The sequence below is a fragment of the Nocardioides sp. genome (assembly GCF_036374615.1).
In the GTDB taxonomy this organism is placed as follows: Bacteria; Actinomycetota; Actinomycetes; order Propionibacteriales; family Nocardioidaceae; genus Nocardioides.
In genome coordinates this window covers 24,174-38,991 of record NZ_DASUTK010000065.1, presented here as the reverse complement: position 1 = coordinate 38,991, position 14,818 = coordinate 24,174, and the positions used below count along the sequence as shown (strand labels likewise).

Genomic DNA, 14,818 nt, shown 5'->3' with positions numbered 1-14,818 from the left:
CTGCTGGACCGCGCGCCTCCGCGCTAGGAGCCGGTGCCTGGCGGCGGGAACCCGCCGACCGCGGTGGCCTGCTCGCGCACGACCTGCCACTGCCCGCTGCGCTTCTCGTAGAGGTAGAGGTGCCACGCCTCGTGGGCAAGCCGTCCCTGCCCAGCCGCTTCGACGTCCAGGCTCGAGCGGTACCACACGGTCGCAGAGCTGCCGTGGACGCGGACCTCGATGTTCGAGACCGGTTCGAACTGGTGGTAGTCCAGATCGCCTGACTCGACGAGCCCGAGGTACTCGTCTCGCGGCAGTGGGAAGCCTGGCGGCGGCACCAGCTCGAAGTCTGGTGCGTGCAGCCGCTCGACGACCTCCATGTCGGCGTCCACCAGCGCGGCCAGGCGCTGCCGCTCGATCTGCTGCACCTGGCGCGCCGTGTGGGAGCTGTCCGACGCGTCCGCCCCGGCTCCGGACCAGAACACCGCGAGGCCGACCCCGGTGACGAAGACAAGCGCTGCCCCCGCCCACACGCGATGCCACGGCCCCCAGCGGGGCTTGGTCTGCTCGTTCTCAGACATGTCGCTCTCCGCTCGTTCCCCCGTCCGACGGCACGTACCGTCGGCCTCTCCATCGTCGGAGCGCCCTCAGTGCGCAGCAATCCCAGAAGGCTGGGATTGCCTTACGATGACGAGGTGGCGACCTATCGAGGTCGTGAACGCTGCCGGGAGCGGATCGAGAAGCTCGCCCGCTCCGGAGTGAGCGGGGAGGCGCTGCAGCGCGAGGTCATCGCGGAGCTCGAGCGGGCGATCGGGTTCGACCGGTGGTGCTGGCCCGCTGCCGATCCCGAGACGCTGGTCCCCGGCGGCGGTCTGGCAGACCACGACTACGGGCCGGCACTGCCCCGGGCACTCGAGCTGGAGTACTCGGGGGCCGACCTCGGCGCGAAGGACGTCATTGCACGGCGCCGAGGCCCGTCGAGCTCGCTCATGGTCGAGACCGACGGCGACCTGGCGCGGTCACCGCGATGGGAGGAGGTCCTGGCACCGGTCGGCATCGGGGACGTCGCCGCGGCCGCGTGCCGGGATGCGTTCGGGTGCTGGGGCTGGGTCGAGGTCTACCGCGACCGGTCGGACCATGAGTTCACCGACGCGGAGATCGAGCTGCTCGGCCAGGTCGGCCCCGAGCTGGGCGGGGCGATGCGGCGGCAGGTGGGGGTCCGTGGTGGCGGAGGCGTCGTCACCTCGCCCGGGATCCTGCTGCTCGATCACGACCTGAACGTGGTCAGTCAGACCGCCGCGGCGCGTTCGTGGTCGGAGCGGCTGCCCGGGGCGGCGGCGTTCGCCCACTGGGGGATCCTCCACCCCGTCATCTATCCCGTCGCGACGCTGGCGCGGACGGGCGAGGCGGACCGTGCGCACGCGATGCTGCCTGTCCCCGACGGCGGCTGGGTTCGTGTCGAGGCCGCCACACTCGAGGGCAACGGCGCGCCCGCGATCGCGGTGACCCTCCGAGCCGCCTCCTCGGAGGAGACGTTCGACCTGGTGTGCCGCGCACACGGCCTCTCGCGGCGCGAGCGTGAGGTGGTCACGTTGCTGAGGCAGGGGCTGGGGACCACGGCGGTCACCCGCCGGCTCTTCATCTCGCCGTACACGCTCCAGGACCACCTGAAGTCGATCTTTGCGAAGCTAGGGGTCCACAGCCGCGCCGAGCTGCTCGCGCGGCTGAGCGCCCTGTCTCCGCCTGATCATTCCTGAGGGGACGACGACGCCACCTCGGGCCTGTCACCGACCCCGGTTCACCCGCTCAGAACTGAGTCGCGGGCGACCCAGGACTGAGCCCGCAGCTGGCGTGTGCCTGTGGCGGGCGAGCATCTCCACCGGAAGCAGGAACCAGTGCCCTTGCCCGCACCGGATCCGGCAGTGCTCGATCGGGCCGTCCGTGCTCTCCAGCACGCACCGCCATTCCACGCGGGCTACTTCCCCGCACTCGGGGCACGTCGTGTTGTCGGTCATGGCAGTCCTTCCGGATCCTGGTAAGAGCGTCAGAGCGGGTGCCTGATACGCCGGTCCCACCAGACTCGACGGGTGCCGAGCGCGAAACATCGGCCGACTACCTCAGATCCCGATCGCGGGCGCCTAGGTGACGGCCGGGACGTGCGCCCATCCCCCGGCGTCAGCGGATCAGTGTCGCCTTCGCCCGGACGACGCAGAACTCGTTGCCCTCCGGATCCGCGAGCACGTCCCACGACTCCTCGCCGGTCTGGCCGACGTCGACCCGCGAAGCGCCCAGCGACAACAGCCGTTCGATCTCGGCGTCTCGGTCGTCCGCGCTCGTGGTGAGATCGAGGTGGACCCGGTTCTTCACCGTCTTCACGTCCGGCGAGGGCATCAGGCAGATGCCGACGGGGGCGTGCTCGTCAGGACCGATCACGATCTCGCGATCTCGGACCGACAGGATCCGCCACCGCAGTGCTCGCGACCAGAAGTCCGCCTGCGCCGGCAGGTCGTGGGAGTCGATCACGATGTGGTGCAGACGAACGGCCATACGGCCAGTGTGACGCGTGCTCAGAAGTCGATCCGCATCACCACGCGCCGCAGCGTGGGCCGACTGACGACCTCGAACCCCGCCGCCGCGAACGCCGCGACGGTGCCGACGTGCAGCTCCTCGGCGATCACGTCCGTGGTGGTGATCGGGTACCCCTCGAGTGCGCGCGCCCCGCGGTCGCGGGCGAACGGGACGGCGGCCGCGACCAGCTCGTGACTCAGCCCCGAGCGCCGGTAGCCTGCCCGGACGAGGACGCACGTGAGGGCCCACACGGACGGGTCGGTGCGGTCCTCGTCCCGCCCCTCCCACGGGACCTTGAACACCCGCAGCAGTCCGGCGTACGCCGACCGCGGCTCGACCGCGCACCACCCGGCCGGGACGCCGTCGACGTACGCGACCAACCCCGACGTGGCACCGGACGCGGGATCGTCGCACGCGGTCTGCTGGCGCAGCCGCCGGGCCCGGTCCTCGGTCGGGGTGTTGCCGAAGCTCTCACCTCGGGCCAGCTTGAAGCGCTGGCACCAGCAGCGTGAAGCAGCCCCGCGGGTACCGAACACGGCCTGCAGATCGTCCCAGCTCGCCTCGTTGGCCGGGACGATCCGCAGCGACGTCGTCATCCCTCCAGTGTGGCGAGGAATGCCAGCGACCGCTCGAGCACCAGCTCCGTGGCGCCGGCGTCGTAGTCCGAGAGGGAGCTGTCGGTGAACAGATGGGCGGAGCCGGGGTAGAGGAAGAGCTCGGCGTCGGAGTGCGCTGCCACGAACGCCTGGGCCGGTTCGATGTCACCCTCCTCGTCCTCTCCGTCGCCGATGAAGAACGGGTCGTGGTCCATGGCGTGGATCTGGGCCTTCACGCCGTCCGGCCAGCCGTCGAAGTACGCCGGGTCGGCGAACCCGTGGTAGGCGAGCAGTGCCCGGGCGCCCGCTTGGGTCTGGGCCAGCTGCTGGGCGGGCATCGCGCCGAGAGAGAAGCCCGCGAAGACCGAGGCAGGCAGGTCGGCCGCCAGCTCCACGGACCTGGCGGCCACCTTGTCGAAGCCGAGCTCGCTGCAGTACGCCTGGCCCTCGTCGATCGAGGCGAACGTGCGTCCCTCGAACGTGTCGGGCGTGTGCACGGTGTGCCCGGCGGCGCGGAGCCGGTCGGCGAAGTCATGGACTCCGGAGGTGAGCCCTTGGATGTGGTGGAAGAGAACGATGTCTGTCATGCGGGAGACCGTACGGGCCATTACGGACGATCGGCGTCCGGTTCGATCAGGTCGGGTACGACGGCCGCCAATCGGCGCAGGTGCGGGGCTGCGGCCCGGATCGCGGCCTTCGCGGCCGGGTCCAGCGAGCCGAGGGCGAGGGCGATCGTCTCGAGCCGGGCCTGGCGCGCCTGGTGCATCAGTCGCTCTCCGGCGGCCGTGGCCCTGACCAGCACCGACCGCTGGCTGGACGGGTGGGGACCGCGACGGGCCAGGCCGGCTGCCGCGAGCCCGTCGACGATGCCGGCCATCGTGGGCGGCCGAACGTCCTCGATCCGCGCCAGGTCGCTGAGGGTCTGCGGGCCGCCGTACACGAGCACCGAGAGCGCGGACAATCGGGCGGCGGTGAGGCCGGCCCGCTGGTCGACCGGCCGCATGCCCCGCAGCAGGTGGATCGCCGCGGAGTTCAGGTGGTCGGCCGCGGCGAGGTCCCGCTGTGTCGGCCCGCGGCTCACGACTCGACGCGGCGCAGCTCGACCAGCCCGACCGTGTTCGCCTCGGAGTCGGTGAGGAACGCGTGCCACTCCTCGGTGCCGGCGGGCCCGAGCGTGTCGTCCTCGTGGCGGAAGATGGCATGCGGTGCGCCCGTGAACTCGACGCCGAGCGCTTCGAGTCGCGCGACCTCCGCGTCGATGTCGTCGACCCGCAGGTACAGCAACGACGAGGGTGCCCGCTCCTCCAGCAACAACCTGACGCCGTCGAGGTCGAAGAACAGCAGACCCGGCGGGTCGTACGTCGCACTCGGCTCCTTGCCGAGCAGCTGCGTGTAGAAGCGGGCGGCCCGCTCCAGGTCGCCTGCCCGCTGGGCAACTTGAACAAGAGCCATCGGAACCTCCTCCATCCTTAGGTCCCCTAATGTTAGGCAACCTAACGGAATCTGAGAAGGGGTCACTCGGTGGCAATCGCCTCCAGCACCTTCATCCGCGAGGCTCGGATTGCCGGCACCACTGCCGCCACCACCCCGAAGACCACCGAGATCGCCAGGAAGATCGCCAGGTTCTGCAACGGCAGCGCGAGCTCGGTCAGGTCGTCGGCCAGGGACTGCCGCAGCAGCACTCCGACCAGCAGCCCGACCGCCATGCCCAGCACGGCCCCCATCACCGAGATGGTGACGGACTCCAAGGTGACCATCCGGCGCAACCGGGGACGGGAGAGGCCGACCGCCCGCAGCAGCCCGACCTCGCGGGTCCGTTCGATCACCGACAGGCTCAGGGTGTTGACGATCCCGATGACTGCGATCACGATCGCCAGCGCCAGCAGCCCGTAGATGAGGTAGAGCAGCAGGTTGATCTGCTCCTTGAGGCTGTCGGCGAAGCCCTGCTTGTCGTAGACCGTCACGATCGGCAGGTCCTCGACCAGGGCCTCCAGGTCCGCCTGGACGGTGGCCGGGTCCACTCCGTCGGCCACGTTGATGCTGAGCGAGGTGTCCGTCCGCTTGATGCCCATCTCGTCCAGCAGGCCGAGCGGGACGTTGACACCGCCGAGCACGGGAGTCTCCTCGAAGACACCGACGACCTCCACCTTCGCGGACTTGTTGCCCGGGAACGCCAGGTCCAGCGAGTCACCGACCCACACGCCGTACTCACTCGCCGCATCGCGGGTGATCACCGCCTGCCGCTCACCGGTGAGCTCCCCGGTGCCGGCGACCAGGTCGATGTCATAGACCTCGCGGTACGCCGGGTCGACGGCGAGCATGAACTCCGGCTCGCCTCCGATCAGCGCGGGTGCGAACTGGTCGCGCGTGAGGACGTCGACGCCCTCCACCTGGGCCATGTCGTCGCCGACGGTCGTGGGGAAGCTCTGAAAGTTGGCGGACTGCACCAGGAAGTCCGCCTGGAACTGGTCCTCGACCTGCGCGTCGACGGTGCGGTTCATCGAGGCCGCCAGGACGCCGACGGCGGACACCACGGCGAGTCCGATCATCAGTGCGGACGCGGTGGCGCCGGTCCGCCGCGGGTTGCGCAGGGTGTTCTCGGCCGCGAGCCGCCCGGTGGTGCCGAACAGACCGCCGAACACCTTGCGACACGCGATGAGCACCGGGTGGCCCAGGACCGGGCTGAGGGCTGCGGCGGTGAGCACCCAGAGCACCGCGGCGGCGCCGATCCACGCGGCGGCCGGTCCGGGCGGGTCCATCAGGCCGAGGAACGCGAGGGCCGCGCCGAGCAGGGCGACCAGCGCTCCGATGATGCCGCGCCGCCGCAGCGAGCCCTCCGCGGTGGCTCCCGAGTCCTCGCGCATGGCCGCGATCGGCGACGTACGGGACGCGCGCCGGGCGGGCAGGTACGCCGACACCAGGGTCACACCGAGGCCCACTGCGTACGCCGCGACGACCGTGCTGACCGTCAGGACCAGCGTGCTGCTGGCGATCTCCAGGCCGAACGCGGAGAACAGCGCGGCGAGCCCACGGGCCAGTCCCAGGCCGAGCAGGATGCCGAGCGTCGCTCCGATCAGGGCCATCATCGCGGCCTCGACGATCACCGACCGCCGGACCTGCTTGGTGCTCGCGCCGAGTGCCCGCAGCAGCGCGAGCTCGCGGACCCGTTGCGCCACCAGGATGTTGAAGGTGTTGGCGATGATGAAGCCCCCGACCAGGATCGCGATCACCGCGAACGCGATCAAGAACTGCGTGATCACGTCGGTGAACTCGGCGATGGCCGACTCCTGCTCCTCCGCGACCGTGTCACCCTCGACGGCCTCGTAGCCGTCGGGGAGCGCCTCGCCCGCCGCCTCGGCCAGCTGCTCCTGGCTCACCCCTGGCGCGGCCGTGAGGAGGGCCGAGGTGAACACGTCCCGTCCGTCGAGGAAGAAGTGCTGCGCGCCCTCGGTCGAGAACATCAGCAGCGTCGCCCCGGCGGTGCCACCTCCGTTGAACTCGGCGGTGCCGGACAGGGTGAGGGTCGTGCGCACGTTGTCGAGCGACTCGCCGCTCGGCGCGATGACCGTGACCTCGTCGCCGACCTCGTACCCGGCCTTCTCAGCCGCGCCGGTGTCGATCGCGATCTCGTGGGTGCCGCTCGGCCACTCACCCGAGATCAGCTTCAGGGTGGGCTCGTCGAGCAGGTTCGGAGTGTCGGTGTAGTTGAACCCGATGGTCGGAGCGCCTCCCCCTCCGACGAGCTTGCCGTCCTGGTCGAGCAGGGACATGCCGAACCCGTCGACCGCGCCGTCGACCTGTGCGACCTCGGGGAGCTCCGCGAGGCGCTCGACGTCGGCAGGCTTCAGGACCGAGGTGTTGCCGATGCCGAACTGCTGCGCCGGGTCGGTGCCGGACGGGCGGGCGACCGCGTCGGGGGTCGAGCCCTTGAAGATGCTGTCGAACGTCGAGTTCAGCCCGGTGCTGAACGTCAGCACCCCCGTGAGGAAGCCGATGCCGAGCACGATCGCGAGCGTGCTCATCAGGAGCCGCACCTTGCGCGCGAACAGGTTGCGGAGGGTCAGTCGAAGCACAGGTCAGCCCACCGCAGGCGTCAGTCGTGCCATGGCGTCGAGGATCGAGTCCCGGTCCGGGTCGCGCAGCTCGTCGACGGTCTTGCCGTCCGCGAGGAAGACCACCCGGTCCGTGTACGCCGCCGCGACCGGGTCGTGCGTGACCATCACGATCGTCTGGCCGAACTCGTCGACGCTGCGTCGCAGGAATCCGAGCACCTCGGCGCCACTCGTGCTGTCCAGGTTGCCGGTCGGCTCGTCGGCGAACACGATCGACGGCTGGCTGACCAGCGCCCGGGCGCACGCCGCCCGCTGCTGCTGCCCTCCCGACATCTCGCTGGGCTTGTGCTTGAGCCGGTCGCGCAGCCCGACGGCGTCGACGACCTGGTCGAACCACGCCGGGTCGGGCTTGCGGCCGGCCAGCGCCAACGGCAGCGTGATGTTCTCCTCCGCCGTCAGCGTCGGCACCAGGTTGAACGCCTGGAACACGAAGCCGATCTGCTCGCGCCGCAGTGCGGTGAGCTGCTTGTCCTTCAGACCCCCTAGCGGCGTACCGCCGACGAAGGCCTCCCCGCTGGTCGGGGTGTCGAGGGCAGCCAGGCAGTGCATGAGCGTCGACTTGCCGGAGCCGGATGGTCCCATGATCGCGGTGAACTCGCGGGCGTACAGGTCGATCGTCACCCCGTCGAGCGCCCGCACCTCGGTCTCGTCCTTGCCGTAGATCTTGACGAGGTCGCGAGCGCTGGCGGCGGCGCCGGTCGTGGGTGCGGCGAGGTCCGTGGTCATGTCGTCAGCCTTCCGGGTCGACCTGAGCCGGGCAATCAGATTGTCCCCCGAGCCATCCCTGAGGACGCCCCCGAGATCCGGTGACGCCTCGTGGCGCCACGGTTCGGACGTCCGGACCCGGCAGAATGCCTGCCATGAGGCCGCAGGTGGTCGCGCACCGTGGCGCGAGCCACGAACGCGCCGAGCACACCCTCGGGGCGTACATCGAGGCCATCGAGATCGGCGCCGACGGCCTCGAGTGTGACGTCCGGCTGACCGCCGACGGTCACCTCGTGTGCTTCCACGACCGCGACACACGCCGGACCGGGAATCGACCGGGGGTGCTCTCCACGATGGAGCTCGCCGATCTCGACCAGCTCGACTTCGCGTCCTGGAAGAACCCGTGGGCCGACCTGGACGACGAGGCGCCCGACCGCGACGAGTCGCTGGACCGGGTGCTGACACTGCGCCGACTGCTGTCGACCGTCGCCGACTGTGGCCGCCGGGTCGAGTTGGCGATCGAGACCAAGCACCCGACGAGGTACGCCGGGCTGGTCGAACGCCGGCTGGTCGAGGAGCTGCGCCACTTCGGCTGGGACCGCGGTGACAGCCCGGCGCGGATCATGAGCTTCTCCTACACCGCACTGCAGCGGGTCGAACGGCTGGCGCCGGACCTGCAGCTGGTGATGCTGATCGAGAAGGCCCGCCACTGGCCGATGCTGAAGCCGGTACTGGCCGACGGCTGGATCCTGGGGCCGGGTATCGAGCAGCTCACCAAGCACCCCACGTTCGGCCCCAGGCTGGCGCGGACCGGTCGCGACATCCACGTCTGGACGGTCAACACCGACACCCAGCTGCAGACCTGTCTCGACCTGGGCGTCACGGCGGTCATCACCGACCGGCCCGGCTACCTGCTCGACCGGCTCGACCGCTGAGCGAGGGTTGACCGCACGGTCGAGTGGTGAAAGATTTCCCTATGAACGACTGAGGCAGTTATTCATTCACCACGCGGGGGCATCTCGGGAGGAAGTCATGCGTCACCAGTTCCGTCGACCGGCCGCGCTCGTCATCGCGCTGCTCGTCGCACTCGCCCTGGCCGTCGTGCCGAGCACGACGGTGACCACTGCGGGGGCCGCGGCGGGCTCCTCCGGGAAACCGGCGGCACACGCAGCTGAGAAGCCCGGCCACGCGTGGGTGCGCAGCACGGTGTCGCGGATGGGCCTCCGTGAGCTGGTCGGGCAGCTCTTCATGACCTATGCCTACGGCGACACCGCGGACACCCAGGACCCGGATCACGTCGCCGCGAACCAGGAGCTGTACGGCGTCGACAACGCGGCCCAGCTGGTCGAGCGCTACAAGCTCGGTGGCGTCATCTACTACAACTGGTCGGACAACGCGAACAACCCGCAGCAGATCGCGGCGCTCTCCAACGGCGTCCAGGACGCCGCGCTGAGCACCCGGCTGGAAGTGCCGGCCCTGGTCGCCACCGACCAGGAGGGCGGCATCGTCGCCCGCGTCGGGCCGCCGGCCACCGTGCTGCCGGGGAACATGGCGCTCGGGGCCGGTCGCAGCGCCGACGACGCCGAGACCGCGGCCGCCATCATCGGCGAGGAGCTGCGAGCGATCGGCGTCAACTGGAACTTCGCCCCGGTGGCGGACGTCAACGTCAACCCCGCCAACCCGGTGATCGGCGTCCGGTCCTTCAGCGAGGACCCGGCCCTGGCCTCCGACCTCACCGCGGCACAGGTCCGCGGTTACTCCGGTTCCGACGTAGCCGGCGCAGCCAAGCACTTCCCAGGCCACGGTGACACCTCGGTGGACAGCCACTTCGGGCTGCCGGAGATCGACCACACCCGCGCGGAGTGGGAGGCCGTCGACCGGCCCCCGTTCCAGGCCGCGATCGACGAGGGCGTGCGGGCGATCATGACCGCGCACATCGTGGTGGACTCGCTGGATCCGTCCGGGGCGCCTGCCACGATGTCGAGGCCGATCATCACCGGCATCCTGCGTGAGGAGATGGGCTACGACGGCGTGATCGTCACCGACGCCCTCGACATGGGTGGCGCGACCGAGACCTACCCGTCGAACCGAGTACCGGTCGCGGCACTGCAGGCTGGGGTCGACATGCTGCTGAAGCCGCCGGACGGCGAGTTCCTCACGATGTACGACGCCGTCCTCGACGCGGTCCGCAACGGCGAGGTCAGCAAGAAGCGCCTCCGCACCTCGGTGCAGCGCATCCTCCAGCTGAAGTGGGACCTCGGCCTGGTCGAGGACCCGTACGTCGACGTCGACGCCGTCCCTGAGGTGGTCGGCACGGACGAGCACCTGGCCGCCGCCCAGGCGCTCACCGACCGCTCCACCACGCTGGTGAAGAACGACGGCACGCTTCCCCTCGACCCGGAGGCGAGCCAGAGCGTGCTCGTCACCGGCTGGGGCGTCGGCACGACCGCGACGATCGCCGACAAGCTGTCCGAACGCGGCGCCGATCCCACCGTGCTCGAGACCGGGGCGGCGCCGACCGCGGCGCAGATCGCTGCCGCTGAAGCCGCAGCCGAGGAGCACGACGTCACGGTGGTGGTGTCCTACCGCGCCTGGATGAACGACAACGCCGCCCAGCGCGAGCTGGTCCGGCGTCTCACGGCGACCGGCAAGCCGGTGATCGCAGTCGCCGCCAGGGAGGCCCACGACATCGCCTACTACCCGGAGGTGCCCGCCTACCTGTCGACGTATAGCTGGACCGGCGTCTCGCTGGAGTCGCTGGTGCGCGTCCTGTACGGCGAGGTCGACCCCACCGGGACGCTGCCGGTGACGATCCCGACCGCCGAGGACCCCGACACCGTGCTGTACCCGTTCGGGCACGGCCTCGGATACGGAGGCTGAGTCGTGGCGGGCATCGACCGACGCACCTTCATCCGGACCACCAGCGTCACGGCCGGCGCGGCCACGCTGTCGGTCTCGACCGCGGCAGCCACGCACGCGGCCGGCCGTGGCGCCGGTCATCGGGTGCAGACGGGGATCGAGGTGCTGCACGACGACGACTACCGACTGGTCCAGGGCGAGAGGGTGGGACTGATCTCCAACCCCACCGGCATCGTCCCCGACCTGCGGCACGAGATCGACCTGATCGTCGAGAGCGGTCACGTGGACCTGGTGGCGGCGTTCGGGCCCGAGCACGGGTTCCGGGGCTCAGCGCAGGCGGGCGGGTCGGAGGGCGACTACGCCGATCCGCGGACCGGGGTGCCGGTGTACGACACCTACGGAAAAGGGCCGGCGCAGATCGCCGCGTTCTTCGACCAGGCGGGCGTGGACTCGGTGCTGTTCGACATCCAGGACGTCGGCGCCCGGTTCTACACGTACATCTGGACGATGTACGACTGCATGGTGGCCGCGGCGACGGCCGGGGTGCGGTTCATCGTGCTCGACCGCCCCAACCCGATCGGCGGGCGAGCGGCGTACGGGCCGGTGATGCATCCGGAGCACGCCAGCTTCGTGGGCCGCAAGGCGATCTCGCAGCAGCACGGCATGACGGTCGGTGAGCTGGCCGGGCTCTTCAACGCCGAGTTCGTCGAGGCCGACGCCGGCGCACAGGCCGAGCTCGACGTCGTCGAGATGCGGGGCTGGCGTCGGGGGATGTTCCACGAGGAGACCGGCCACACCTTCGTGATGCCCTCACCCAACATGCCGCGGGTCGAGACCGCGGTGGCGTACCCGGGGACCTGCCTGTTCGAGGCGACCAACCTGTCGGAGGGACGTGGCACGACCCGACCGTTCGAGCTGATCGGCGCGCCGTACCTCGACCACACCTGGGGCGACGCCCTGCGCGAGCAGCAGCTCCCGGGCGTCGAGTTCCGGGAGGCGTACTTCACCCCGACGTCCTCCAAGCACCAGGGCACGTCCTGCGCCGGCGTCCAGCTGCACGTCACCGACCGGGGCGACTTCGACGCGATCCGGACCGCGATCGCGATGATCATCACCGCGAAGCAGATCGCGCCCGAGTTCGCCTGGCGCGAGAGCCAGGCCCCGTTCTGGATGGACCGGCTGACCGGTTCCGAGCAGGTGCGGCTCGACATCGACGCGGGAGCCGGCGTCGACGAGGTGGTGGCCGGCTGGCAGGAGGACCTGCAGGCGTTCCGACGCGTGCGCGAGGCGCACCTGCGTTACCGGGGTCGCGCACGGTGAGGCGGGGCGCCGCGGTCGTCGCGCTCGGCCTCGTGACGCCCCTCCTGGTCACCGTCGGGGCGTCGGGTGCCGCGACCGACCCCTGGAGCGCGGCAGACCCGGACCGGCCCGCCCGCGCCGGGACGACCGCCGCCTCGGGGGTGGTCGTCCCGGCCGACGTCGATCTCTCCTCCCGCGGTCGGCCGTTGCGCTACGGCACCCCGCGTCAGGCGGGGCTGGTTCCTCGCCATCTGGACCGGCTGGGAGCGGACCTTCGCCGGTACCTCCAGCCGTCGCCGGAGCATCCCTTGTACGCCGGCGGTGTGGTGCTGGCGGCGCGTCGCGGCGTGATCGCCGTGCACGACGCCGCGGGGCACGCCGTTCGCTACCAGGACGCGGCAATCGAGCTACCGCCCGCTGAGCGGGTGGCGGCCCGCCCGGACACGATCTACGACCTCGCCTCGGTCACCAAGACGTTCACCTCGATCGCGGTCATGCAGCAGGTGGAGAGCGGAGTCGTGGACCTCGACGAGCCGGTGGCGACGTACCTCCCCGAGTTCGGTGCCGCGGGCAAGGAAGCGATCACGGTCCGCCAGCTGCTGACGCACACCGGCGGGTTGCCCGCCTGGATCCCGCTGTACAGCCGCTACCCGACGATCGAGGAGCGACGCGCGGCGGTGCTCGCGGTGGCACCGACCGCGCCGCCGGGGGAGCAGTATGTGTACTCCGACCTCGGCATGATCACACTCGGGATGCTCGTCGAGGAGGTGACGGGTCGTCGGCTCGACCAGGTGGTCCACGACGACATCACCGAGCCCCTGAGGATGCGTGACACGATGTTCGATCCACCGGCGTCCCTCCGGCCGCGGATCGCGGCGACGGAGCCGCAGCCGTGGGCCGGCCGGCCGATGATCCGGGGCGAGGTGCATGACGAGAACGCGTGGTCGCTCGGTGGCGTCGCCGGGCACGCGGGGCTGTTCTCCACCGCGCACGATCTCGCGGTGCTGGCTCAGACGCTGCTGAACGGGGGTCGCTACCGGGGATCGCGGATCCTCGAGGAGGACACTGTTCGCACGATGCTGACGAACGAGAACGCGGCGTTCCCCGGTGACTCGCACGGGCTGGGGTTCGAGCTCGACCAGCGCTGGTACATGGACGGGATGTCGTCGCCGGTCACCTTCGGCCACACCGGTTTCACGGGCACGTCGTTCGTCGTGGACCCGCTCGCCGAGTCGTTCGTCGTGCTGCTGACCAACCGGGTCCACCCGACCCGCGACTGGGGAAGCAACAACCCCGCCCGCCGGGCCGTGGCGCAGGACCTCGCCCGAGCGGTCGCCGTCCGTCCGACCGAGGGGCGGACCGCCTGGTTCTCCGGCCTGGGCGACGCCCGGAACGCCACGCTGACCCTGCCGGTGGACCCGATCCTGCCCGGCCCGCTGCAGGTCGGCTTCGACCTCTGGTACGACACCGAGGCGGGCTACGACCTGGCGTCGCTCGAGATCTCGGCCGACGACGGTGCCACCTGGGAACCCCTACCGTTCACGCTCCGCCGCGGTGACACCGAGACGCCGACCGACGGCACCGTGTCGGGCTTCGCGGGACGGGTCTGGCATCGCGCCGACGCGGTGACCGACGTGGGCGCCGGCCCGGTGCTGCTGCGCTGGCGGTACCGGACCGACGGCCTCTACCAGGGCCGAGGCGTGTACGTCGACCGGGTCCGGGTCACCGGGTCGGGCGGCGAGCGCCTGGACGACGAGCGCGCGCTCGCGCCGGACGGGTGGAGGGCCAGTCGTGACTGAGGCGACGACGGTCAGGATCCGATCGCTGGTGCCCACGCTGGCTCCCGCCGAACGTCGGGTGGCGCTGCGGGTGTGCGACGACCCGGGAGCCGTCGCCGCCTCGACGATCAGCGACCTGGCGACCGCCTGTGAGACGTCGGTCACGACGGTGACCCGGTTCAGCCGCGCGGTCGGCTTCACCGGCTACCAGGCGCTGCGGCTGGCGCTGGCCACTGAGCTCGGGCGGGAGGACGGCCGCAACGGGCGGGACGGTCGGATCGTGGGCAGCGACATCGGTCCCGGCGACGACCTCGAGCAGGTGGTCGAGAAGGTGGCGTTCGCCGACGCCCGGGCGGTCGAGGAGACCGCGGAGCAGCTCGACGTCGACGAGCTGCGGCGGGTGGTGGAGGTGATCGCGGCAGCGCAGCGGGTCGACATCTACGGCGTGGGTGCCAGCGCCTTCGTGGCACTCGACCTCCAGCAGAAGCTGCACCGGATCGGGCGGGTCGCCTTCGCGTGGGCCGACCCGCACGTGGCGATGACCAGTGCCGCGCTGCTCGGCCCCGGCGACGTGGCGATCGGTCTCTCCCACAGCGGTGTCACACGAGACACGGTCGACGCGCTCGAGCTGGCCCGCGGCAACGGGGTCACCACGATCGCGATCACTAACTTCCCGCGCTCGTCGATCGCGGCCGTGGCCGACCACGTCCTGACCACCGCCGCTCGCGAGACGACGTTCCGGTCCGGCGCCACGGCGAGCCGGCTCGCCCAGCTCACGGTCGTCGACTGCGTCTTCGTCGGGGTCGCGCAGCAGACCTTCGAGTCGTCACAGCAGGCGCTGCAGGCAACCCATGACGCGGTCGAGTCCTGGCGGCGCGGACGGCGCAGCCCCCGCTCGACGTCGTGACGCGCGGCCGCGCCC

General features: G+C 70.9%; 14 protein-coding genes. 6 read left to right on the top strand and 8 right to left on the bottom strand.

Annotated features, from left to right (window positions below):
- Positions 1–23 precede the first annotated feature (23 nt).
- Positions 24–560: a nuclear transport factor 2 family protein gene (locus VFZ39_RS05440; RefSeq protein ID WP_330864712.1), complete on the bottom strand. Its 537-nt coding sequence runs from the start codon at positions 558–560 to the stop codon at positions 24–26.
- Between the two features lie 114 nt (positions 561–674).
- On the opposite strand from VFZ39_RS05440, the gene VFZ39_RS05435 reads away from it, so the two are divergent.
- Positions 675–1,736, top strand: coding sequence for a helix-turn-helix transcriptional regulator (locus tag VFZ39_RS05435; RefSeq protein WP_330864711.1), 1,062 nt, complete (start codon positions 675–677; stop codon positions 1,734–1,736).
- 418 nt (positions 1,737–2,154) lie between these two features.
- Here VFZ39_RS05435 and VFZ39_RS05430 read toward each other — a convergent pair whose 3' ends face one another.
- From VFZ39_RS05430 to VFZ39_RS05400, 7 genes are all read right to left on the bottom strand, one after another.
- Positions 2,155–2,526: a VOC family protein gene (locus VFZ39_RS05430; RefSeq protein WP_330864710.1), complete on the bottom strand. Its 372-nt coding sequence runs from the start codon at positions 2,524–2,526 to the stop codon at positions 2,155–2,157.
- Positions 2,527–2,546: 20 nt separating this feature from the next.
- Positions 2,547–3,143 (bottom strand): GNAT family N-acetyltransferase, encoded by a 597-nt coding sequence (locus VFZ39_RS05425; RefSeq protein ID WP_330864709.1) that lies wholly within the window; start codon positions 3,141–3,143, stop codon positions 2,547–2,549.
- Positions 3,140–3,730, bottom strand: a complete 591-nt coding sequence (locus VFZ39_RS05420) for a dienelactone hydrolase family protein (protein WP_330864708.1) — start codon at positions 3,728–3,730, stop codon at positions 3,140–3,142. The genes VFZ39_RS05425 and VFZ39_RS05420 overlap by 4 nt, the downstream gene beginning before the upstream one ends.
- Before the next feature lie 20 nt (positions 3,731–3,750).
- Positions 3,751–4,224: a MarR family winged helix-turn-helix transcriptional regulator gene (locus VFZ39_RS05415; RefSeq protein WP_330864707.1), complete on the bottom strand. Its 474-nt coding sequence runs from the start codon at positions 4,222–4,224 to the stop codon at positions 3,751–3,753.
- A complete protein-coding gene (locus tag VFZ39_RS05410; protein ID WP_330864706.1) occupies positions 4,221–4,595 on the bottom strand; it encodes a VOC family protein in 375 nt (124 codons plus the stop codon). Before VFZ39_RS05410 ends, VFZ39_RS05415 begins: the two co-directional genes overlap by 4 nt.
- A gap of 62 nt (positions 4,596–4,657) precedes the next feature.
- On the bottom strand, positions 4,658–7,216 hold the full coding sequence (locus VFZ39_RS05405) for an ABC transporter permease (RefSeq protein WP_330864705.1): 2,559 nt from the start codon (positions 7,214–7,216) through the stop codon (positions 4,658–4,660).
- A 3-nt stretch (positions 7,217–7,219) separates the two neighbouring features.
- The gene (locus VFZ39_RS05400; protein WP_330864704.1) at positions 7,220–7,981 is read right to left on the bottom strand and encodes an ABC transporter ATP-binding protein; all 762 of its coding nucleotides are present in this window, start codon (positions 7,979–7,981) and stop codon (positions 7,220–7,222) included.
- Between the two features lie 134 nt (positions 7,982–8,115).
- Between VFZ39_RS05400 and VFZ39_RS05395 the strand changes: the two genes are divergently transcribed.
- The 5 genes from VFZ39_RS05395 (at position 8,116) to VFZ39_RS05375 (ending at position 14,803) form a co-directional block, all read left to right on the top strand.
- Entirely contained in the window at positions 8,116–8,895 is a 780-nt protein-coding gene (locus tag VFZ39_RS05395; protein WP_330864703.1) for a glycerophosphodiester phosphodiesterase, read from the top strand.
- Between the two features lie 97 nt (positions 8,896–8,992).
- A complete protein-coding gene (locus VFZ39_RS05390) occupies positions 8,993–10,840 on the top strand; it encodes a glycoside hydrolase family 3 protein (RefSeq protein ID WP_330864702.1) in 1,848 nt (615 codons plus the stop codon).
- A gap of 3 nt (positions 10,841–10,843) precedes the next feature.
- Complete coding sequence (locus VFZ39_RS05385; RefSeq protein WP_330864701.1) at positions 10,844–12,139, top strand: exo-beta-N-acetylmuramidase NamZ family protein; 1,296 nt, start codon at positions 10,844–10,846, stop codon at positions 12,137–12,139.
- Positions 12,136–13,917 carry a serine hydrolase gene (locus VFZ39_RS05380; RefSeq protein WP_330864700.1) on the top strand — a complete coding sequence of 594 codons (1,782 nt, stop codon included), beginning with the start codon at positions 12,136–12,138 and terminating at the stop codon, positions 13,915–13,917. The genes VFZ39_RS05385 and VFZ39_RS05380 overlap by 4 nt, the downstream gene beginning before the upstream one ends.
- Entirely contained in the window at positions 13,910–14,803 is an 894-nt protein-coding gene (locus VFZ39_RS05375; protein WP_330864699.1) for a MurR/RpiR family transcriptional regulator, read from the top strand. Before VFZ39_RS05380 ends, VFZ39_RS05375 begins: the two co-directional genes overlap by 8 nt.
- The last annotated feature ends 15 nt before the right edge of the window (positions 14,804–14,818 follow it).